This is a genomic window from Pseudomonas sp. NBRC 111133, from assembly GCF_001320605.1.
GTDB classification, from domain to species: Bacteria; Pseudomonadota; Gammaproteobacteria; order Pseudomonadales; family Pseudomonadaceae; genus Aquipseudomonas; species Aquipseudomonas monteilii.
This window is the reverse complement of the sequence record NZ_BCBJ01000019.1, coordinates 25,280-46,110: the sequence shown is the minus strand read 5'-3', so window position 1 is coordinate 46,110 and position 20,831 is coordinate 25,280. Positions and strand designations below refer to the sequence as shown.

General features: G+C 63.2%; 17 protein-coding genes and 1 pseudogene. 13 read left to right on the top strand and 5 right to left on the bottom strand.

The annotated features are described in order from the left end of the window. The first annotated feature begins 69 nt into the window (after positions 1–69). Positions 70–423 (top strand): hypothetical protein, encoded by a 354-nt coding sequence (locus APH36_RS03990; protein ID WP_060497576.1) that lies wholly within the window; start codon positions 70–72, stop codon positions 421–423. Between the two features lie 290 nt (positions 424–713). Here the strand turns inward: APH36_RS03990 and APH36_RS03985 are convergent, their stop codons facing one another. Continuing rightward, positions 714–2,279: a hypothetical protein gene (locus APH36_RS03985; RefSeq protein ID WP_060497575.1), complete on the bottom strand. Its 1,566-nt coding sequence runs from the start codon at positions 2,277–2,279 to the stop codon at positions 714–716. Positions 2,280–2,476: 197 nt separating this feature from the next. Between APH36_RS03985 and APH36_RS03980 the strand changes: the two genes are divergently transcribed. From APH36_RS03980 to APH36_RS03935, 10 genes are all read left to right on the top strand, one after another. Next, a complete protein-coding gene (locus APH36_RS03980; protein ID WP_060497574.1) occupies positions 2,477–3,337 on the top strand; it encodes a glycine betaine ABC transporter substrate-binding protein in 861 nt (286 codons plus the stop codon). 243 nt (positions 3,338–3,580) lie between these two features. Next, on the top strand, positions 3,581–3,892 hold the full coding sequence (locus APH36_RS03975) for a DUF485 domain-containing protein (protein WP_054900493.1): 312 nt from the start codon (positions 3,581–3,583) through the stop codon (positions 3,890–3,892). Next, positions 3,889–5,553 carry a cation acetate symporter gene (locus tag APH36_RS03970; protein ID WP_060497573.1) on the top strand — a complete coding sequence of 555 codons (1,665 nt, stop codon included), beginning with the start codon at positions 3,889–3,891 and terminating at the stop codon, positions 5,551–5,553. Before APH36_RS03975 ends, APH36_RS03970 begins: the two co-directional genes overlap by 4 nt. A 218-nt stretch (positions 5,554–5,771) precedes the next feature. Beyond that, positions 5,772–6,248: a CS1 type fimbrial major subunit gene (locus APH36_RS03965; RefSeq protein ID WP_060497572.1), complete on the top strand. Its 477-nt coding sequence runs from the start codon at positions 5,772–5,774 to the stop codon at positions 6,246–6,248. A 97-nt stretch (positions 6,249–6,345) separates the two neighbouring features. Continuing rightward, positions 6,346–8,838, top strand: a complete 2,493-nt coding sequence (locus APH36_RS03960) for a TcfC E-set like domain-containing protein (RefSeq protein WP_060497571.1) — start codon at positions 6,346–6,348, stop codon at positions 8,836–8,838. Between the two features lie 26 nt (positions 8,839–8,864). Further along, positions 8,865–10,052, top strand: a complete 1,188-nt coding sequence (locus APH36_RS32000) for a hypothetical protein (RefSeq protein ID WP_177337076.1) — start codon at positions 8,865–8,867, stop codon at positions 10,050–10,052. A gap of 170 nt (positions 10,053–10,222) precedes the next feature. Then, positions 10,223–10,921 (top strand): hypothetical protein, encoded by a 699-nt coding sequence (locus APH36_RS03950; protein WP_060497594.1) that lies wholly within the window; start codon positions 10,223–10,225, stop codon positions 10,919–10,921. A gap of 5 nt (positions 10,922–10,926) precedes the next feature. Further along, a complete protein-coding gene (locus APH36_RS31995; protein WP_177337075.1) occupies positions 10,927–12,114 on the top strand; it encodes a hypothetical protein in 1,188 nt (395 codons plus the stop codon). Positions 12,115–12,140: 26 nt separating this feature from the next. Then, entirely contained in the window at positions 12,141–12,767 is a 627-nt protein-coding gene (locus APH36_RS03940) for a response regulator transcription factor (protein ID WP_060497569.1), read from the top strand. Then, positions 12,768–16,019: a response regulator gene (locus APH36_RS03935; protein WP_156867538.1), complete on the top strand. Its 3,252-nt coding sequence runs from the start codon at positions 12,768–12,770 to the stop codon at positions 16,017–16,019. On the opposite strand, the gene APH36_RS30530 is transcribed toward APH36_RS03935, so the two are convergent. Next, positions 15,947–16,099 (bottom strand): DUF3309 family protein, encoded by a 153-nt coding sequence (locus APH36_RS30530; RefSeq protein ID WP_012271016.1) that lies wholly within the window; start codon positions 16,097–16,099, stop codon positions 15,947–15,949. The genes APH36_RS03935 and APH36_RS30530 overlap by 73 nt on opposite strands. Positions 16,100–16,319: 220 nt before the next feature. On the opposite strand from APH36_RS30530, the gene APH36_RS03930 reads away from it, so the two are divergent. Further along, positions 16,320–17,129 carry an SDR family oxidoreductase gene (locus APH36_RS03930; RefSeq protein WP_060497568.1) on the top strand — a complete coding sequence of 270 codons (810 nt, stop codon included), beginning with the start codon at positions 16,320–16,322 and terminating at the stop codon, positions 17,127–17,129. Between the two features lie 120 nt (positions 17,130–17,249). Next, positions 17,250–17,429, top strand: coding sequence for a carbon storage regulator CsrA (gene csrA, locus APH36_RS03925; RefSeq protein WP_060497567.1), 180 nt, complete (start codon positions 17,250–17,252; stop codon positions 17,427–17,429). 32 nt (positions 17,430–17,461) lie between these two features. On the opposite strand, the gene APH36_RS03920 is transcribed toward csrA, so the two are convergent. From APH36_RS03920 to ngg, 3 genes and pseudogenes are all read right to left on the bottom strand, one after another. Further along, entirely contained in the window at positions 17,462–17,689 is a 228-nt protein-coding gene (locus tag APH36_RS03920) for a YheU family protein (RefSeq protein WP_060497566.1), read from the bottom strand. 82 nt (positions 17,690–17,771) lie between these two features. After that, positions 17,772–18,956 (bottom strand): annotated as a pseudogene (locus tag APH36_RS03915) (osmoprotectant NAGGN system M42 family peptidase). Positions 18,957–19,084: 128 nt separating this feature from the next. Then, entirely contained in the window at positions 19,085–20,830 is a 1,746-nt protein-coding gene (ngg, locus tag APH36_RS03910) for an N-acetylglutaminylglutamine synthetase (protein ID WP_060497565.1), read from the bottom strand. Position 20,831: the final 1 nt, after the last annotated feature.

The window sequence follows — 20,831 nt, the reverse complement described above, 5'->3', positions numbered from 1 at the left end:
TGTGATTTTGCCTTACATCGGGGCATAAGCGATCATGGATGCTTTCGATTACCGCTATTGGAGAACGGGATGTCTCGTACGCTGCCGGCTGCGCTGCTTGTGCTGTTTCTGGGGTTGTGGCTTGCGGCCAGTTATGGCGTGCGTTACGGCTTGATGGAGGACGGGCAGTGGGTGGGGTTGTGTACGACACCTGCGGCGTACTGGCAGTGTGAGGTGCGGTCGTTGCTGGGATTGGGCATTCACCATCAGGTGATGGCCTGGTCCGGGCTGGGCCTTGCGTTGTTGGCGCAGGTGGTGACCCGCCGCACCGGCTGGTGGCTGGCGGTGTTGGCCCTGCTCTTCGCGGTACCAGCGCTTGTGCTGTATACCGCCAGCATTGCGGTGTTTGCGCTGGTGCTGGCGGGGTTGCGGTTGGTTCGGTAATTGCAGTGGGGCTCAAAGGTGCATGCCTTGGGTACTGCGGTGGGGCGGAAATCGAGCGCCCCCCACGCGGCGCATCGCGAGCTGCGCTCGCTCCTACGTTTATTTCGGGCCAGTGATGCCTGTGACAGGCGCGCGCGACTGCCTGGTTTGTACGACGCGATATTGCGCCTTGCGCCAAGGCGTACGCGCTCAAATCCCACAGGAATAATTGGCCCGAAATAAACGTAGGAGCGAGCGCAGCTCGCGATGCGCCGCGTGGGCGGCGCTCGATTTCCGCCCCACCATAGCAATCAAGCCGAACGCAGCCGCAAGCTCCGCCACAAAGCCGCTGTCATTAGCACACTCACCACCGCCCAGCCCCAAGCCTGCTGGTTTTCCAGCCCTTCCACGAACAACTGCGGCGCCACCCCGGCCCCAACAATGAACGCCAGCAGCGCCACCTCGGCACGCCGTGCCCGTACCGGCCACAGCACATAGACCAGCGCCGGCAACGCCAGCGCCGCACTGGGGAAGCTGCGATAGCGTGGGTCGAACACCATCGCCAACATGCTCACCGCTGCGGCAAAGCCCGCCGCCAGCAACAGCCAGCCTGCCCGTGCCTGTAGCCAGGCGAACAACCGCTCGCGCCAGCCGGCCCGCTGCGCCAGGGCCAGCAACACGTGGGCCAGCACCAGCAGGTTCAACCCGGCCAGCGCCACCGCCCATACCCACTCCCCGGCAAAGCGCGCATGGGTGCGCATCAGCTCACCCCACAACCCCAGGCATCCGGCGCCAATCGCCGCCAGCAATGGCAGCAGCAAGGCTGCCTGAACCGTTGCGGGGCGCCCGGCAAGTAACAGCATGGCCAGCATCAACAATGCGCAGGCCAGCAACCACTGCGGCCAGTAATGCAGGTTGCTCACCGGCCCCTCCAGCACGCCCTTGTCCTGACGGTCGGCATCGTAAAGCCCCCAGTAACCGCCGACGGCCCCCTCGTTGGCACGTTTCCAGGGTTGGTCGAATGCTTCGATCAGGTTGTAGCGCCAGCCGTTGCTCTCAGCCATGGCCACAAAGCCGCGAATGAAACGCGCCTCGTTGACCCGGCTGGGCACTGCGGTCTCCCGCTGGCGCCCTTCGCTGGGCCAGCCGGTTTCGCCGATCAGGATGTCTTTGGGGGCGAAGCGTGTGCCGAACACCCTGCGCACATCGGCCACATGGGCCAAGGCTTCGTCGATACCGCGTGGGTCGTCTTCCCAGTAGGGCAAGAGGTGGATAGTCAAGAAGTCCACCTGCGGCGCTACCTGCGGGTGCTGCAGCCAGAACTCCCATACATCCGCGTAGGTCACCGGCACCTTCACCTGGCGCTTCACACGGGCGATCAGCGTGGCCAGGTGTGCGCCGGTCACCTCTTTGCGCAGCAAGGTTTCGTTGCCGACGATCACCGCGCTGACCACATCCGGGTTGGCGTTGGCGGCGGCAATCAGCAGGTCGATTTCCCTGTCGGTATCGGCCGGGTGGGCGTTGACCCAGGCACCCAGCATCACTTTCAGGCCATGCTTGCGCGCCAGCGCGGGGATTGCCTCAAGACCGGTCATGGAATAGGTGCGGATGCACTGGAATCGCTCAGCCAGCAACGCAAGGTCGGCGTCCATGCGTGCCGGGCGCAGGCGAAACGGCTGGTCGTAGGGCGACTGGTCCTTGTCGAACGGCGTGTAGGACGCGCACTGCAACTTGTGCGTCGGGCTGGCCGCATCCGGCAGGTGCACCGGCTTGCCAAGCCCGTACCAGAGCCCTGCAAGCCCCAGCAGGGCCAACAGGCAGGCAAGCAGGTACAACGGCAACAGCAGGCGGGCAGAGCTGGGCATCGGGCGGTCCATCGTCAGGCGCAAAAGGGTAGATAGTAGCCCGGCGCCAACGCTTTGGCATGCAAGGATCGCGCAGGCCGGCGTGAGCCGATGGCGCTAATGGCACAGTGCTGTCGCATATGGGGCGGGTACAGGTCGCAGCTGGATCAGGTCGCCCGGTGTTGCAGGCAGATGATGGAATCTCCTAGACCTGACGAGGGGATGCTTTGATGGCTGCGATAAAAAGAATGCGACGTTTACTGGGTGTGGGCACCGCCCTGGTAATGGCCATGAGCGCTGCACAGGCAATGGCCAAAGAAGTAAGCATCGGTTACGTGGATGGTTGGGCCGACAGCGTGGCCACCACCAACGTGGCTGCAGAAGTGATCAAGCAGAAGCTCGGCTACGACGTGAAGTTGCAGGCCGTGGCCACGGGCATCATGTGGCAGGGTGTGGCAACCGGCAAGCTCGATGCGATGTTGTCGGCCTGGTTGCCCGTCACCCATGGCGAGTATTGGGCCAAGAACAAGGACAACGTGGTCGACTACGGCCCCAACTTCAAGGACGCCAAGATCGGCCTGATCGTGCCCGAGTACGTCAAGGCGGTGAGCATTGCCGACCTCAAGACCGACAGCAGCTTCAAGCAGAAGATTGTCGGCATCGACGCCGGCTCCGGCGTAATGCTCAAGACCGACCAGGCGATCAAGGACTACGACCTGACAGGCTACAAGCTGCAGGCAAGCTCCGGTGCGGCCATGACCGCGGAGCTGGGCCGTGCCTATGCCAAGCAGCAGTCGATTGCGGTCACTGGCTGGGTACCGCACTGGATGTTCGCCAAATGGAAGCTGAAGTTCCTCGAAGACCCGAAAGGCGTGTATGGCGCGGCGGAAACCGTGAACAGCATTGGCAGCAAGGAACTGGCGACCAAGGCGCCGGAGGTGGCGGAGTTCCTGAAGAAGTTCAGCTGGCAGTCGAAGGACGAGATTGGCGAGGTGATGCTGGCGATTCAGGAAGGCGCCAAGCCTGAAGCAGCGGCCAAGGACTGGGTGGCCAAGCACCCTGATCGCGTGAAGGAGTGGACAGGTAAGTAATCTACTTCAACGTCCGGTTTTTCTGCTTCGCGGGCTTGCCCGCTCCCACAGGTCTATCACTGCCTTCAGGCCTTGTGATGCCCCCTGTGGGGGCGGGCATGCCCGCGAAAGGGCCTTCACTTTGTTACGCAATCGGTAAAACACCGTTGCATCTAAGACTAAGGTCGTCTGGCTGCCGTCCAACAGCCGCATAAAGTAAGGGCGTGGGTTTCATCCCCTACCTGTGCTGCTAGGACAAAAACAATGAACGACAGCATTTACCTCTCGATACAAAACAGCCCCCGCTTCAAGGAGCTGGTCACCAAACGCGAACGGTTCGCCTGGATACTCTCAGCGATCATGCTCGGCCTGTACTGCGCCTTCATCCTCCTGATCGCCTACGGTCCTCAGATACTGGGCGCCAAGCTCAGCCCTGAGTCGTCGATTACCTGGGGCATTCCCCTGGGCGTCGGCCTGATCGTTTCGGCATTTGTCCTGACCGCCATCTACGTGCGCCGCGCCAACGGCGAATTCGATGAGCTGAACAAGGCCATCCTGAAGGAGGCGCAACAATGATTCGCCACGCCAAAACCCTGGCCGTACTGGCCTGCGGAGCCTTCGCACCCGCCGTGTGGGCTGCCGATGCCCTGACCGGCGAGGTGCAGAAGCAACCGCTGAACGTTTCCGCCATCGCCATGTTCGTGGCCTTCGTCGCCTTCACCCTTGGCATCACCTACTGGGCCTCCAAACGCAACAAGTCGGCGTCGGACTACTACGCTGCCGGCGGCAAGATCACTGGTTTCCAGAACGGCCTGGCAATCGCCGGCGACTACATGTCGGCCGCCTCGTTCCTGGGTATTTCCGCGCTGGTGTTCACCTCTGGCTACGATGGCCTGATCTACTCCATCGGCTTCCTGGTCGGCTGGCCGATCATCCTCTTCCTGATTGCCGAACGCCTGCGCAACCTGGGCAAATACACCTTTGCCGACGTGGCCTCGTACCGCCTCGGGCAGAAGGAAATCCGCACCCTGTCGGCCTCCGGTTCGCTGGTGGTGGTGGCGTTCTACCTGATCGCCCAGATGGTCGGTGCCGGCAAGCTGATCGAGCTGCTGTTCGGCCTGGACTACCACGTCGCGGTGATCCTGGTGGGTATCCTGATGTGCCTGTACGTGCTGTTTGGCGGCATGCTGGCCACCACCTGGGTGCAGATCATCAAGGCAGTGCTGCTGCTGTCCGGTGCCAGCTTCATGGCGCTGATGGTGATGAAGCACGTAGGCTTCGACTTCAATACCCTGTTCTCGGAAGCGATCAAGGTGCACAGCAAGGGCGAGGCGATCATGAGCCCGGGCGGCCTGGTCAAGGACCCGATCTCGGCCTTCTCGCTGGGCCTGGCACTGATGTTCGGTACCGCTGGCCTGCCGCACATCCTGATGCGCTTCTTCACCGTCAGTGACGCGAAGGAAGCGCGCAAGAGCGTGCTGTACGCCACCGGCTTCATCGGCTATTTCTACATCCTGACCTTCATCATCGGCTTCGGCGCGATTCTGCTGGTCAGCACCAACCCGGACTTCAAGGACGCCGCCGGCGCCTTGCTGGGTGGCAACAACATGGCAGCCGTGCACCTGGCCAATGCGGTGGGTGGCAGCGTGTTCCTGGGCTTCATCTCGGCGGTCGCCTTCGCCACCATTCTGGCGGTGGTTGCCGGCCTGACCCTGGCCGGTGCCTCGGCGGTGTCCCACGACCTGTACGCCAGCGTATGGCGCAAGGGCAAGGCCAACGACAAGGACGAGATCCGCGTATCGAAAATCACTACCGTCGCCCTGGGCGTGCTGGCGATCGGCCTGGGTATCCTGTTCGAGAAGCAGAACATCGCCTTCATGGTTGGCCTGGCGTTCTCCATCGCGGCCAGCTGCAACTTCCCGGTACTGCTGCTTTCGATGTACTGGAAAAAGCTGACCACCCGCGGCGCGATGATTGGTGGCTGGCTGGGGCTGGTAAGTGCGGTGACGCTGATGATCCTCGGCCCGACCATCTGGGTACAGATCCTCGGCCACGAGAAACCGATCTACCCGTACGAGTACCCGGCGCTGTTCTCGATGGCCATTGCCTTCGTCAGCATCTGGTTCTTCTCGGTCACCGACAAGTCCAAGGCGGCTGAAGACGAACGCGCGCTGTTCTTCCCGCAGTTCGTGCGTTCGCAGACTGGCCTGGGTGCCAGTGGGGCGGTGTCTCACTAATCAGGTAATTGGGGCCGCAAAGCGGCCCCAATGTACTTGGTATTCTCCTGCGGAAGTGCTCCCCCTCTGAATTGTCGTTAGGAAATGTCAACAACTCGCTCGGATAGTTCCCGTATTTACGTTGTGGGTAACTGCGGATACTCCTGCCTGTCAACGGCGCTTAGCCTGATTGACCTTCAATCAAAGCTTATGTCTACAGATTTCCAGGAGATCTATTCGTGAAAGCACTCATGCTGGCACTTCCATTTGCTGCTCTCGTTGCAGGCCCAGCCATGGCCGAAGACCCGATCGAGAAACAGGTGCTGATTACAGCTACCGTGCCTACCGCCAACTTCTACGTCGAGCCCGTCGGCGGCAACTGGATGAATGACCCGCAGGAAATGGCCTGGAACTCGTTTCAAGGCACCCTGACCCCGGTCCGCAAGCAACTGCAAGCCAAGAGCACCATCGGCCCGATCACTGCCCACCTGCTGTCGCCAGCCGTGGTCAGCAGCGGTCTGGACTCCATCGGCCTGGATGTGAAGATCGGCGACACGCTGCTCACCACCAATGCGACCGAAATTCTCACCGAGACCCAGGCTTTACCCGGAGCCATCGTCGACTTCGAAGTGGCAGCGCAAACCCCGGCCGGTGGCTACAAGCCAGGCAACTACCAAGGCCTGGTCAGCATGATGTTCGAAACCGCTGCGCCCTGATCCCCGCACTGTTCCCCTTCTTTCATCCGTTGTTGCTCACCTTCACCCCTTGCGTCGCGCCGGGGGTGAGGGCAGCGTCTTGCTTGCAGACAGGGTCATGGCCTTTTCCTTAACTATAAAGACTTTGCTGCTGACGGCATGTCTTGCTGTGCTGCCGGTTGCCGCCCAGGCGTCTGACCGTGCAATGGGCGTGGTTAGCCAGGCCCAAGGCTTGCCACGGGAATTCGAGGAGCACTTTTTTGACGTGCCGCTGGCCGTGCGTGTGGACCTGGATGGCCGCTACCTGGGTGATGCCATGGTGGTGCTCAGCCGCGATGAGCGTGTGCAGCTGCTGGAGTTCACCGACCACTTCGACAGCCGCGAGCCAGAAACCCTGCGCCGCCGCTGGCAGGAGCGGCTAACTTCTGGTCGCCCGTTGGGCGACTGCAAGCGCGACTGCCCGGACGGTTTGCGCGCTATCCACTACAGCTTGGTCAACTCGCAGCTGTCCTTGCTGACCCACGCCGCCGAGCTGGCCGGCGACGCACCGCGCTACCACGCCTTGCCCGAACAGGGCGGCGGGCTGCTGCTGCGCAACCAACTCAACCTGGCCAGCGATGGCCGCGACACCAGTGGCCTGTTTTCTCTGGCAGGCCAGGGCAGTGTCGGTAACTGGACCACCCTGGCCGATGCCCAGCTTGACCGTGGCAGCGTCGGCAGTCAGCAAACCCGGCGCCGGGTCAGCCAGCTGTACGCCGAGCGTTTGCACGATGACCACTTCTTTCGCCTGGGCTATTTTACCCCCGGCAACCAAGGACTCACCCGCCAGCCGCGGCTGCTGGGGCAGAGTCCCGATACCACGCTTGGCCTGATGTTCGGCAGCAGCGACAGCCTGTTGATCGACAACGGCCAGCCCAGCTCGACTCCCATCTACGTCACCCCCAATCGCCCCGGCGTGGTGGAGATCTACCGCAATGGCTCGCTGATCAACAGCCAGACGGTGCAGCCTGGCTTGCAAGCACTGGATACCCGGGTGTTGCCAGGTGGCATCTACCAGGTCGAGGTGCGCCTGCTGGAAGACGGCCAGGAAACTGCACGCACCGAGGAGTTCGTCTACAAGCCCAACAGCTGGCGCAACCCCGACAGCCGCTGGCGCTACAACCTGTACCTGGGCCAGCAGGCCAGCCTGCTCAGCAACTGGGACGAGGATCACGACGACAGCCTCAGCGCCGGTGTCATGGCCAACTACCTGCTGCACCCGCGGGCGGTACTTGGCGTGTCCGTGCAGCAGGTGGAAGAAGCCATGCAATACGGTACCTCGCTGGACTGGGACGCACTCGATCGGCTCAAGCTCTACGGCAACCTCTACCGTACCGAGAACCAGGGCGATGGTTATGACCTGCAAGTGATCCACAACCACGACCTGGGCTCGCTGGTGTTCAGCCACAGCCGCTCCTGGCTGGAAACGGTCAGTCGCCCGACCCACAGCCAGTTCGTGCGCTACCAGGAACAGAGCCAGACCTCCCTGTTGCTGACCCACCGCCTGAGCAACCGCAGCACCGCCACCATTCGCCTGGCCCACAGTTCGGGGGCCGCCGATGGCCTCGGCATCGACCTGGGCTGGTCGTACTACGGCAAGCTGTTGGGCTCTGACGCCAACTGGCGCCTGAGCCTGTTCGACCGCCCTGGCACCCGCAGCAGCGGTGACGAGCGCAGCCGTGGCGTCAACCTGGCCGTGAGCATGAGCCTGGGTGGCCCCGGCGAGCGCATTGCCGCCAGCATCGGTAGCCGCACCGCCCATGACGGTGGGCGCGATCAGAATGCTTCGCTGTCCTACCAGCGCGACGTCGACCTAGGCGTGGTGCGCAGCCTCGGCGGCAGCGTCACGGCGGACCGCTACGGCGCCGGTTTCGGCGGCACGGCTCAGTTCCAGAACCAGGCGCTGTACGGCGACGCCTACGCGCAGAGTTCGTCCTACAACGGCGAAGTCAGCGCCGGGCTCAACCTGCAGAGCATCGTCGCGGTGGGGGAAGGCAAGCTGGCCATGAGCGGCCAGTACCTGCCCCACGATGCCGGGCTGATCGTCGATGTCGAGAGCGACATAGAAGGCTTGGCCCTGCGCGCCGACGACCAGTATGGGCTGAGCGCCACGCTGCACCCCGGTCGTAACGTGATCCCGGTTGGCGCCTACAAGTCCGGCTATGTGCAGTTCGACCTGGATGGCGACAACGAAGCGGCGGCGGTGATCCAGCCGACCAGTTTCGACTACCACCTCAACCGGGGCGGGGTGGGCTATCGCAAGTTGCGGGTGATGCGCACGGTGACCGTGCTGGGGCGGCTGCTCGATCGACATGGGCAACCGATGCAAGGGGCGCAGGTGGTCAATCACGCCAGCCGTAGCGTGAGCGAAGCTGGGGGGCATTTTGCTGTGGAGATGAGTGAGTCGACGCCGACGCTGGAGGTGCGCAAGGGAGGGCAGGCGCTGTGCCTGCTTGAGCTGAAAGTGGCGCAGATCGAGCGTGAGGGAGATGTATTGCTGGCTGGCGATCTAGCCTGTGAGCCGGGCAAAGTTGCTCAGGCCGGGTCATTGCATACGGGGGACAAGGGGTGAGTGGGTACCGGATTATCAGAACGGCTTTGCGCCTGCCTTTGGGGGTATGGTTGCTCCTTGGCCTGGCAACACCCGGACGGGATGCTGTCGCCCTGGAGGCGCTTGTCAGTGCTCAATACCTGGGGGATGCTTCGGGTGACTTCGAAAATACCACCCCGCTGGCTGCGTATTGCCAACGCTGGTCTGCAGACTGCCGCGAAATGCGCGCCATGCAGCTTCCCATTACCTATGCCAGGACGACGGTGAAGAACAGTGGTGATGTCCGTGACAATTTTTACGTTCAACTGCCCTCGGCCAGGGCTGTGGATGTGTTTCACACAAGCACGGGGGAGTCCCATCGTCTGAACTTTGAGTTTCTTGGCGTCAGTCAGCAGGTTCAGGGTACCCCGGAGTTGCGCGTCAACCCGGTCTGGACACGGGAAATCAGGGGTGGTTGCTCTTATCGGCAGACATTCGGTTATGCCGGCAGCCCTTTTGCGACGCATTACCTGTGGCTGGTACGCAATCCAAGCTCACCCTCCGGGTGCCATTCCATTCATGGGGCGATGCCGAACGGTTATACCGTTGAAACTTCGGTTAGCAACATGGGTATCGCCTATCGGCTGACCATGCCTGAGCCCAATCGCATGAAGCCCGGTTTTTATACCGGCAGCCTGACTTACAGTATCGGACCGGGCGGCGACTTCGATTTTGGCAATGGTGTCAGCGCTCTGAATGGCAGCAGCTTGACGTTGAACTTCGAACTTGACGTACAGCATGCCTTCGTCTTCGAGTTTCCACCTGGATCGGACCGTGCCGTGCTGGAGCCCCCAGGGGGATGGGGGGCGTGGCTCGGGGGGAGGGGGGCGCCCCAGCGGTTGCTCAGGGATTTGCCGTTTCGGCTGTGGTCCACCGGGCCTTTTAAAGTTTACAAGTTATGCCGGCATTATTCGGGTACCGGTTGCGGTATCCGCAATGACGCAAACCATGAGGTACCTGTTGCAGTTGCATTGACCTTGCCCGGCGGCATTCGGCACCAAGGCGGTCCGGTGAGTAAGCTCGAGCTGCCTACCGGTCGCGATGCTGCGCTCTCTTTCGAGTCGGTGATGCCGGTGCTCAACCAGTCGGGGCAGTTGCATTTCGAGGTTGGTGGCGAAGATGTGAAAGCCATGATCGAGCATCCCGGCAGCCGCTACGAGGGAGAGGTGACGGTGGTTTTCGACGCCCAGCTATAAGGGCGGAAGCTGTCTTTAGGAAATCTCCTCAAACGATTAGGAAATTTCCTGCATTTTGTGTGTGAGCACAAGACCACAATCACTTCAGTGATGCTGATTGGCTATCAGAGGCTTTTTGCTATGAGGAATTTTGCGTGAAATCATTTCGCTATTTCTGCCTGGCCTGGGCCATGCTGCCTTGCCTGGCCCAGGCGGGGCCCGAACTGAATGTGGGCGGGCTATACGACTACCTGGAAGAAGGCAAGAGCACCTTGCTCAAGCGCGTACGTAACGGCGGTGATTCTACGGCCTTCGTCAAGGTCAGCGTGGTTGAGCTGGTGTATGACGGCAGTGGCCCGCCCCGTGAAGTCGCCCTCGAAGGCCTGGCACTGGAGCAGCGCGGCCTGGTGGTCAGCCCGGCGCGGCTGATCGTGCCGTCGCGGGGCATGCAGGCCGTGCGCCTGCTGTACCGCGGCGAGCGCGACAAGGAGCGCTACTACCGCCTGCGCTTCATCCCGGTGCTGCCGGAACTGGGCGACGGCTTTGCCGTCAGCGAAGCCGAAGCTGAGCAGTACCGCGACAGCCTCAAGGCCGGCGTCAACCTCCTGGCCGGCTACGGCACGCTGTTGTTCGTGCGCCCCGACCAGACCCGCTACCACACCCCGATCCGCCGCCAGGGCGGTGCGCTGACCGTAACCAACCAGGGCAACGCCACCGTGGTGCTCGACCACTTCCGCCAGTGCCAGGCGCAGGACCAGGTGTGCGAGCCGGCCACCAAGCATCATCTGCTGCCAGGGCGTACCCGCCAGTTCGAAGGGCAGGCGGCCAAGGTGCATCAGTTCGAGTTGCACGAAGGCGCTGAGCGCAAGCCGATGTTACTGGAGGGATGAAAACCATGGCGCGTACCCGCAGGGTTTTGGTCTGGTTGCTGACCGCCCTTGCCTTGCCGATGTCGTTTGTAGAGGCAGCACAAGTGACGATCTCTGCCCAGTATCGTGGCGGTGGCTCGGGCCGTTTCGACAATACAACGCCACCCGGCGGTATGTGCCAGTACATGCCCTATACCTGTAGAACCCGCCAGACAGTCGCGTTGCCTATCACGTATACCAAGCAAACCACAAAGGATGCGGCGGATGTGCGTGATCAATTCTATGTGCAGCTGCCCGGTCGCAAGCAGATCGATGTCTATCATGAGCAAACCGGTGAGCCACGGCAGATTACTTTCGACTGGTCGGCAATCAGTCAAGAAGTCCACGGCAGCGATGTGACACGTATTGCACCAGGCAATAGAGACGTGCGTGGTGGATGCCGGATGGTCACCACCGTGTCCCAATACCGGCCCCCGATAGTCAGGTACTTGTGGGATATGACAAGCCCGGCAGCACCTCAGCCCTGTTCGGTCTCCGTGCTTCAGGGGGGCAGTGGTCAGAGGGACACTGTCGATGTGACCGACACCAGCGTCGCCTACCAGTTGAATCTGCCGCCGCCCTATCGCCTTCCTGCCGGCATCTACCGCGGCAGCGTGGTGTATAGCGTAGGCCCGGGAGGGGATTTCGACTTCGGCAACCAGGTCAGTGGCCTGAGCACCAACACCCTGACGGTCGATTTCGTGCTCGATGTCCAGCACGCGTTCATCTTCGAATTTCCTCCCGGCTCCGACCGCGCGGTGCTCGAACCTCGAGGCGGCTGGAAATCCCGGCTGTCGGGAGGGCGGCCGCCGCAGAGGCTGTATCGAGACCTGCCGTTTCGGGTGTGGTCCACCGGGCCGTTCAAGGCCTACAAGCTGTGCCAGTACAACATGGCCGGCACCTGTGCCATCCGCAATGCAGATCAGCACCAGGTACCGGTGGGGATATCCCTCAGCCTGCCTGCCGGCATTCAGCATCGCGGTCAGGCCGTTGAACGTGTACCGCTGCCAACCGGCAGGGGCGCTGCGTTGCAGTTCGAAGCGGCTACGCCGGCGCTCAACCGGCCCGGGCAATTGCATTTCGAGGTTGCGAGCGCTGCGGTGGGCGAAATGCTCGACCATGCCGGCAGTACCTACAACGGCATGGCCACCGTGGTGTTCGATGCCGAATTCTAAGCCAGCCTGCCAAGCGAGAACGCCTGATGAATAAAGCACTGGTGGTCGACGACCACCCTTTCATACGTTCCACGGTGTGCATGCTGCTGCGCCAGGAGCGCCTGGAGATCGTCGGCCAGACCGACAATGGCATCGACGCCGTGCGCATGGCCCGTGAGCAGGCGCCCGATATCATCATCCTCGACATCAGCCTGCCCAGGCTCGATGGCATGGAGGTGATCGCCCGGGTCAAGCGCCACGAACGACCGGCCAAGACTCTGGTGCTGACCTCGCACCAGGCCGAAGCCTACTCCCTGCGGTGCATGCAAGCCGGGGCGGCGGGATTTGTGTGCAAAAGCAACGACCTGGGAGAGCTGAACAAGGCGGTGCGCGCAGTGCTGTCGGGTTTCACCTACTTCCCCGAGGTGGCGCTGAGCTCGGTGCACAGCCAAGACCTGTACGCCACCGATGCGCAGCGTATTGCCTGCCTCAGTGACCGTGAACTGATGATCCTCCAGCACCTGGCCCGTGGCCTGAGCAACAAGGCTATCGGTGACGTGATGCTGCTCAGCAACAAGACGGTCAGCACCTACAAGGGGCGGCTGCTGGAAAAGCTGCGTCTAAACTCGCTTATCGACCTGGCGGATTTCGCTCGTCGCAACCAGCTTATTTGAATGGTGCGTGCAATCTGGCTGCTGTTGTTGTGCTGCCTGTTTCCCCTGTCGGGCGTGGCTGCACCGGTGTTCCATGGGCGTGCGGTATTCGAAGGGCCGCGTGCCGAACCGGTCAGCAGTGACCTGCGCTGGCTGTGGCACCATCGTGTGCTGCGCCTGGGGGTGCTTGGCGACGACCAGCCGCCGCTGGATATCCTCGGCACCGGGCGTGCCTACGAAGGCATCACGGCCGATTACTCGGGGCTACTGGCCGAACACCTGCAACTGGACATGCAGGTGCAGGTGTTCGAGTCGTTCCAGGCGGCGGTCGCGGCGTTGCGCGAAGGCACTGTCGACCTGCTTGGCTCGGTCACTGCGCAGCAGGCGCTGCAGGCCGGCTTGCGCCTGTCGACGCCCTACGCCGAAGACTATCCCCTGTTGCTGGCCCAGGAGCACAAGGCGGTTTCCCCGGGCGATGAAGCGTTGCGCATGGTGATGGTGGACGGTTACCGCACACCGGAGCAGGTCAGCCAGTACTACCCACAAGCCGACCTGCAGGTGCACCCCACTGCGTTCAGCGCCCTGGCCGCGCTTGCCCTAGGCCAGGCTGACCTGTACCTGGGCAACGCCTTGATTGCACGCTACGTGAAGGGCCGCAGCCCCTTTAGCGGGGTGGAAGAAATTGGCCACGCGGCCCTGCCGCGCCAAAGTATTGGCTTTGCCATGCTTGACAACGGTACGCCGTTGCCACGCCTGGTGGATACGGTGCTGGAGGGCATCAGCCCAGCCCAGCGTGCGCGCATCCAGGCGCGCTGGAACCCGCTGGCGAGCGGCCCACGCTCGGCCCAGTCGGTGCACTTGAGCGAGGCCCAGCAGCGCTGGCTGACTGACAACCCCAAGGTGCGCGTGCTGGTGGACGATCAGGTGCTGCCACTGAGCTACCGCGACAGTAAGGGCCAGCTGCGCGGCCTGACCCTCGATGTGCTGCAGATGATCACCCGGCGCACCGGTCTTGAATTTGACGTGCAGGCAGGGGCGGGCGCCGAGCAGATGATCGGCCAAGTCATTCAAGGCAAGGCGCACCTGATTGCCGGGCTGCCCTACAGCGACAACCTGGCGCAGCGCCTGGGCTTCAGTCGCGCCTACCTCAGTGCTTCGCGGGTGCTGGTCAGCCGCACTGGCGAACAGGCGCCGTCCAGCCTGGAGCAACTGGCTGGACGGCGCGTGGCGGTGGTGTCGGGCAGTGCCATGGTCGAGCTGTTGCAACAACGTTATCCGCAAGTGCGCCAACGCGTATTGAGCGGCCCTCTGGATGCCCTGCACGCGGTCGCCGATGGCCGGGTGGACGCCGCCTTCCTGACTCTGGATGACGCCCGTCCGCTGGTCGCCCGGTGGTACCCCGGGCAGTTGCAGGTCAGTGCCGGCCTGGCCCTGCCGCCCGCGCATTTCGCCTTGGCCAGTACCCGCGGCGCCAGTGAACTGCTGGGTATCATCGACAGCGCGTTGCTCAGCCTGACGCCGCAAGAGACCACTGCGCTGGTGCGTCGCTGGCGCAACCCGATGATCGTCCCCGACGGCGTCTGGCCCCGCCATCGCGTCAAGGTGCTGTTCGGCTTCGGCATCGCGTTCTGCCTGCTGTTCATTGCTCTGTTGTGGATCCGCTACCTGCGCCGGTTGCAGGTACGGTTGCGGCGGGCCAAGCGTGCGGCGGATGCCGCCAACCAGGCCAAGACCGAGTTCCTTGCCACCATTAGCCATGAGATCCGCACCCCGCTGCATGCGGTGCTGGGTATGCTCGAACTGGCACAGCGCAAGGCCGCCCAAGGTGTACTGGACCGCCTGGCCATCGAGGTGGCCACCGAAGCGACACGGGGGCTGAAAGAGCTGATTGGCGACATACTCGACATTACCCGCATCGAAACCGGCCACTTGCAACTTTCGCCGCAGCGGGTACGGGTGGGCGAGCTGGTCGGGCGGGTGGTGCAACTGTTCGAACAATTGGCCCGTGGCAAAGGCCTTGAGTTACAGATGCAACTGGGAGGGGCAGTGGGTGCCGAGGTCATGCTCGACCCGCTGCGCTTCAAGCAGGTGCTGGCCAATCTGCTGAGCAACGCAATCAAGTTCACCCGGCGCGGGCGCATCTTGGTCAGCCTGCAGGCAGCGCCGGCTGACGGGCTGCTCGATATCGTGCTGCTGGTAAAGGACAGCGGCGTGGGCATCGCCGCCAGCGAGCTGGCTGCATTAGGGCAGCCGTTTCGTCAGGCCAGCAACCACCGCCAGTCGCCACGTGCCAGCACCGGCCTGGGCTTGAGCATCAGCCGTAACCTGTGCCAGTTGATGGGGGGGCAATTGCAGCTGCGCAGCACCTTGGGGGAGGGCACCGAAGTGCAGGTGCGGCTCAAGCTGCCGCTGTTGTCGAGTGCGGCGCCAGCGCCTGAGGTTTCACCCTTGCTGGCTGCAGAGCCTGGCGCACGGCTGCGGGTGCTGGTGGTGGACGACTACCCGGCAAACCGGCTGCTGTTGGCACAGCAACTGGATTTTCTCGGGCATCAGGCGCGGGTTGCGGAAGACGGCGCACAAGCCTTGCGCTTGTGGCTGAAGGAGCATTTCGACGTGGTGATTACCGACTGCAACATGCCGCGCCTGGACGGTCACGGGCTGGCCCGTGCCATACGCGAACACGAGCGGCGCAGCGCTCGCCCGCGTAGCAGGGTGATTGGCCTGACCGCCAGCGCCCAGGAGGCCGAGCGCAGGCGCAGTTGCGAAGCGGGCATGGATGACTGTCTGTTCAAGCCGCTGGACTTGGGTAGCCTCGCCCAGGCACTGATCAGTGCACGGCCTGCGCAGGAACCGAATGACCAAGGCAGCCTGCTAGACCTGCAGCACTTGAGGCATCTGGTGGGTAACGATGAAGCGGCGCTAAAGGCGTTGTTGGGCGACCTGCGTGCCAGCAACCGTGAGGACCTGCAACGGTTGGAAAACCTCGGTGATGCGCCCGAGGCTATCGCCAGCCTGGCGCACCGGGTCAAGGGCGGCGCACGTATCGCCCGCGCCGACGCCCTGGTTACCTTGTGCGAGCAGGTCGAGCGTTGTTGCAACGCTCAGCCGTTGCAGCGCCCGGCGCTCAGCCTGGCGGTCCGCGCCCTGGGCGACGGCATGCGCCGCCTGGAGCGCCATCTGGAACGCCAGGCCGGGGTGGCTCATATCATGCCAAGCAGTAACAGCACCAACAAGATCACCAGCACCACGCCGACGATGCCGGACGGGCCATAGCCCCAGCTGCGCGAGTGTGGGAAGACCGGTAAGCCACCAATCAGCAGAAGGATCAGGATGATGATGAGAATCGTGGTCATGACGGAATCCTTGCATGGTTGAGGGTCAAGGGCCTCTGACTGCTGGCCTCTTGTAAGTAAGGACCGGCGTCACGCGGGAAAGATTCCATTTGTGTGCGGCCAGGCGGGCGGAACCGACCATGCAGTCATGCCCACCCATTCATTACCCTGATGAACCCTGCCTGTCCGCCTGGTCTTGATTAGACTCGCTGCACAACCACTTTGAACAAGGCCAGCCACCATGCAAAACCGCATCATGATCACCGGCGCCGGGTCCGGTCTCGGCCGCGAGATCGCCCTGCGCTGGGCGCGTGAGGGCTGGCGCCTGGCGCTGGCTGATGTCAATGAAACCGGCCTGCGCGAAACCCTGGCGCTGGTCCGCGAAGCGGGCGGCGATGGCTTCGTTCAGCACTGTGACGTGCGTGACTATAGCCAGCTGACAGCCCTGGCCCAGGCCTGCACCGAGCTGTTCGGCGGTATCGACGTGATCGTCAACAATGCCGGTGTTGCCTCGGGCGGGTTCTTCGCCGAACTGTCGCTGGAAGACTGGGACTGGCAGATCGCGGTCAACCTGATGGGTGTGGTCAAGGGCTGCAAGGTCTTTTTGCCGCTGCTGGAGCGCAGCAAGGGCCGCATCATCAACGTTGCCTCCATGGCCGCGCTGATGCAGGGGCCTGGGATGAGCAACTACAACGTGGCCAAGGCGGGTGTGTTGGCCCTGTCGGAAAGCCTGCTGGTGGAACTGCGCCAGCTGGAGGTGGCGGTGCATGTGGTGTGCCCGTCGTTCTTCCAGACCAACCTGCTCGACTCGTTCCGAGGGCCGAACCCGGCGATGAAGGCGCAGGTTGGCAAGTTGCTGGAGGGCTCGCCGATCAGCGCGGCGGACATTGCCGACTACATCCATCAACAGGTCGTCGCTGGCGAGTTCCTTATCCTGCCGCACGAGGCAGGGCGGCAAGCCTGGCAGCTGAAATGCCAGGCCCCTGAGCGGCTGTATGACGAGATGGCCGAAATGGCGGTGAAAATGCGCGCAAAAGCCCAGTCGCGATGAATAACCTGTAGGAGAAGTTACCTGGCTGTGTAGGGCTCTTCCGAATAGTGATGGAGCTATTGAGTAGCCGAATCCCTACGAGGCAGGCTCTGGTTTTCCCGTTGGCAGGAGGATCGGAACATGCTGGTAATAGGGCGCGAAGTAGGCGAAATCATCGTGATCGGTGATGACATCAGGATCATGGTGGCGGATGTCCGGGAAGGGATTGTGCGCTTTGGTGTGGAGGCCCCGCGAGAGGTGCCGGTGCATCGGGCCGAGGTGTACAAGCGCATCAAGGAGGCCAAGCAAAACGAGGCCTGATGTTGCCTGTACCGGGGCGCGTCGCGGGCCTGCTAGCCGAGCAGTTCGCGGGGCACATCATGCCTGGCCAACAACTGGCATTGCTGGCTTTCGGGGTCGAACAGGATGAACGCCTGCCCCTTGGCCAATGCCTGGCGCACCCGCAGCACACGGGTTTCCAGTGGGGTATCGTCGCCATTGTCGGTGCCGTCGCGGGTGACGAAGTCTTCGATCAGGCGGGTCAGGGTTTCGGCTTGCAGTTGGTCGTAGGGGATCAGCATGGTAGGCGATGTCTGAAGTAGGTGTGGGCATGCTACGCGAAACAGTTGATATTTTGGGGCCGCAAAGCGGCCCCAAACGTCCTCAGCCTTTATTGCCAATCAGGCTGTCCACCGCCGGCACCCGTGTGTCGCTCTCCATTTGCGCATCGTGCTCCAGCTGGTGGCTGAACCTTTCAAGCGAAGCATTGGCCGGCTGCGAATCGCTGGCGAACACCGGTGGGCTAAGCAGGTAAGCCGACAACAACCGGCTGAGTGCAGCCAGGCTGTCGATATGGGTGCGCTCATAGCCATGGGTGGCATCACAACCGAATGCCACCAGCGCGGTGCGAATATCGTGCCCTGCGGTCACCGCCGAATGAGCGTCGCTGAAGTAGTAGCGGAACAGGTCGCGTCGCACCGGCAGGTCGTGGTCGCCGGCCAGTTTCAGCAGGTGCCGGGACAGGTGGTAGTCGTAAGGCCCCGACGAATCCTGCATGGCCACGCTCACCGCATGCTCGCTGGAGGCCTAGCCGGGCGCTACCGGGGCAATGTCGATGCCGACGAACTCGCTGACATCCCAGGGCAGGGCGCCCGCCGCGCCCGAGCCGGTTTCTTCGGTGATGGTGAACAGCGGGTGGCAGTCGATCAGTGGTTGCTGGCCGCTTTCAACCACGGCTTTCAGTGCCGCCAGCAGCGCAGCTACGCCGGCCTTGTCGTCCAGGTGGCGGGCGCTGATGTGACCGCTTTCGGTGAACTCGGGCAAGGGGTCGAAGGCCACGAAGTCACCAATGCTCACGCCCAGCGCCTCGCAATCGGCACGGGTGGCGCAATAGGCATCCAGGCGCACTTCCACATGCTCCCAGCTCACCGGCATCTGGTCGATGGCGGTGTTGAAGGCATGCCCGCTGGCCATCAGCGGCAGCACGCTGCCACGGTATACGCCAGTATCGGTGAATACGCTGACGCGGCTGCCTTCGGCGAAGCGGCTGGACCAGCAGCCCACTGGTGCCAGGGCCAGGCGGCCGTTGTCCTGCAACTGGCGCACGCTGGCACCGATGGTGTCCAGGTGCGCGGATACGGCACGGTCGGGGGAAGTTTGCCGGCCCTTGAGCGTGGCGCGAATGGTGCCGCGCCGGGTCAGCTCGAAGGGGATGCCCAGCTCGTCCAAGCGTTCGGCCACGTAGCGCACGATGGTGTCGGTGAAGCCGGTGGGGCTGGGGATGGCGAGCATCTCCAGCAGCACGCGTTTGAGGTAATCGAGATCGGGTTCAGGATACTGATTGGACATGTTTGGAACTCCTTTACTCCTGTACTGGCCTCTTCGCGGGCAAGCCCGCTCCCACAGGGACCTCACAATCCCTGAGGGCAGCGCTTTACCTGTGGGAGCGGGCTTGCCTGCGAAGAGGCCGTCAGCAGTTACGCCAAAGGCCGGCTATGCGGAAACAGCAAATCGATAAAGCGCTCGGCCGTGGGCTGCGGTTCATGGTTGGCCAACCCGGCACGCTCGTTGGCCTCGATGATCACGTACTCCGGTTGCCCGGCATCGCGCACCATGAAGTCCAGCCCGACCACAGGGATTTCCAGCGCCCGTGCAGCGCGCACGGCCGCGTCGGCCAGCACCGGGTGCAGGCGTTCGGTGACGTCTTCCAGGGTGCCACCGGTGTGCAGGTTGGCAGTGCGCCGTACCGTCAGGCGCTGGCCAGCAGGCAGCACGTCGTCATAGCCAAAGCCCGCCGCGCGCACTGTGCGCTCGGTTTCGTCGTCCAGCGGAATGCGGCTTTCGCCACCGGTGGCGGCCTGGCGTCGACGGCTTTGGGCTTCGATCAACTGGCGGATGCTGTGGTTGCCGTCGCCCAGCACCTGGGCCGGGTGGCGCACGGCGGCAGCCACCACCTCGTAGCCGATCACCACGATGCGCAGGTCGAACCCGGCATGGAAGCTCTCCAGCAGCACACGGCTGTCGAACTGGCGGGCGTGCGCCACGGCGCGGGTGATGTCGTCGATGCAGGTCAGGTTCACCGCCACGCCCTGGCCTTGCTCGCCATCGACCGGTTTCACCACCACCGCGCCATGCTCGTCGAGAAACGCCAGGTTGTCGTCTGCATTTCCCGCCAGCTGCTGTGCCGGCACCTGTAGCCCGGCGTTATGCAACGCATGCTGGGTGAGGCGTTTGTCCTGGCACAGGGTCATGGTCACGGCACTGGTCAGGTCGCTGAGCGATTCACGGCAGCGGATGCGCCGCCCGCCCAGGCTCAGGGTGAACAGGCCGCCAACGGCGTCATCCACCTGCACGTCGATGCCCCGGCGCATGGCCTCATCGACGATGATGCGCGCGTAGGGGTTCAGCTCGGCCTCAGGGCCCGGGCCCAAGAACAGTTGCTGGTTGATGCCGTTCTTGCGCTTGACCGCAAAGGTGGGCAAGTTGCGAAAACCCAGCTTCTGGTACAGACGCTTGGCCTGGCGGTTGTCGTGCAGCACCGACAAGTCCAGGTAGGCCAGGCCACGGCTCATGAAGTGTTCAATCAGGTGGCGCACCAGCACCTCACCCACGCCGGGGCGGGTGCACTGCGGGTCCACCGCCAGGCACCACAGGCTGCTGCCGTGTTCCGGGTCGTCGAAAGCCTTGGCGTGGTTCAGGCCCATGACGCTGCCGATCACCGCACCGCTGTCTTCGTCTTCGGCCAACCAGTACACAGGGCCGCCCAGGTGTCTGGGGGTGAGCAGGCAAGGGTCGACCGGTAGCATGCTGCGTGCCTGATACAGGGTATTGATGGCCTGCCAGTCGGTCGCGTTTTGCGCCCGGCGTACGCGAAAACCGCGGAATACCCGTTGCGCTGGTCGGTAGTCGGTAAACCAAAGGCGCAGGGTGTCGGACGGGTCGAGGAACAGTTGTTGCGGGGCCTGGGCCAGCACCTGCTGGGGCGCGGCCACGTACAGGGCTATGTCGCGCTCGCCGGGGCTTTCGTCCAGCAGCGCCTCGGCCAGGCTGGTCGGGTTGGGGTAGGTATGGCCGATCAGCAGCCGACCCCAGCCGCAGTGCACGGCACGCGGCTGGTTGTGGGGCTGGCTGCCGTCGCCGGCCAGGCGCGCCTGCAGGCGCTCGTAGGACGGCGCCTGGCCGCGCAGCAGGCGCTGACCGTAAGCGATTTCATGGGCTTTCATC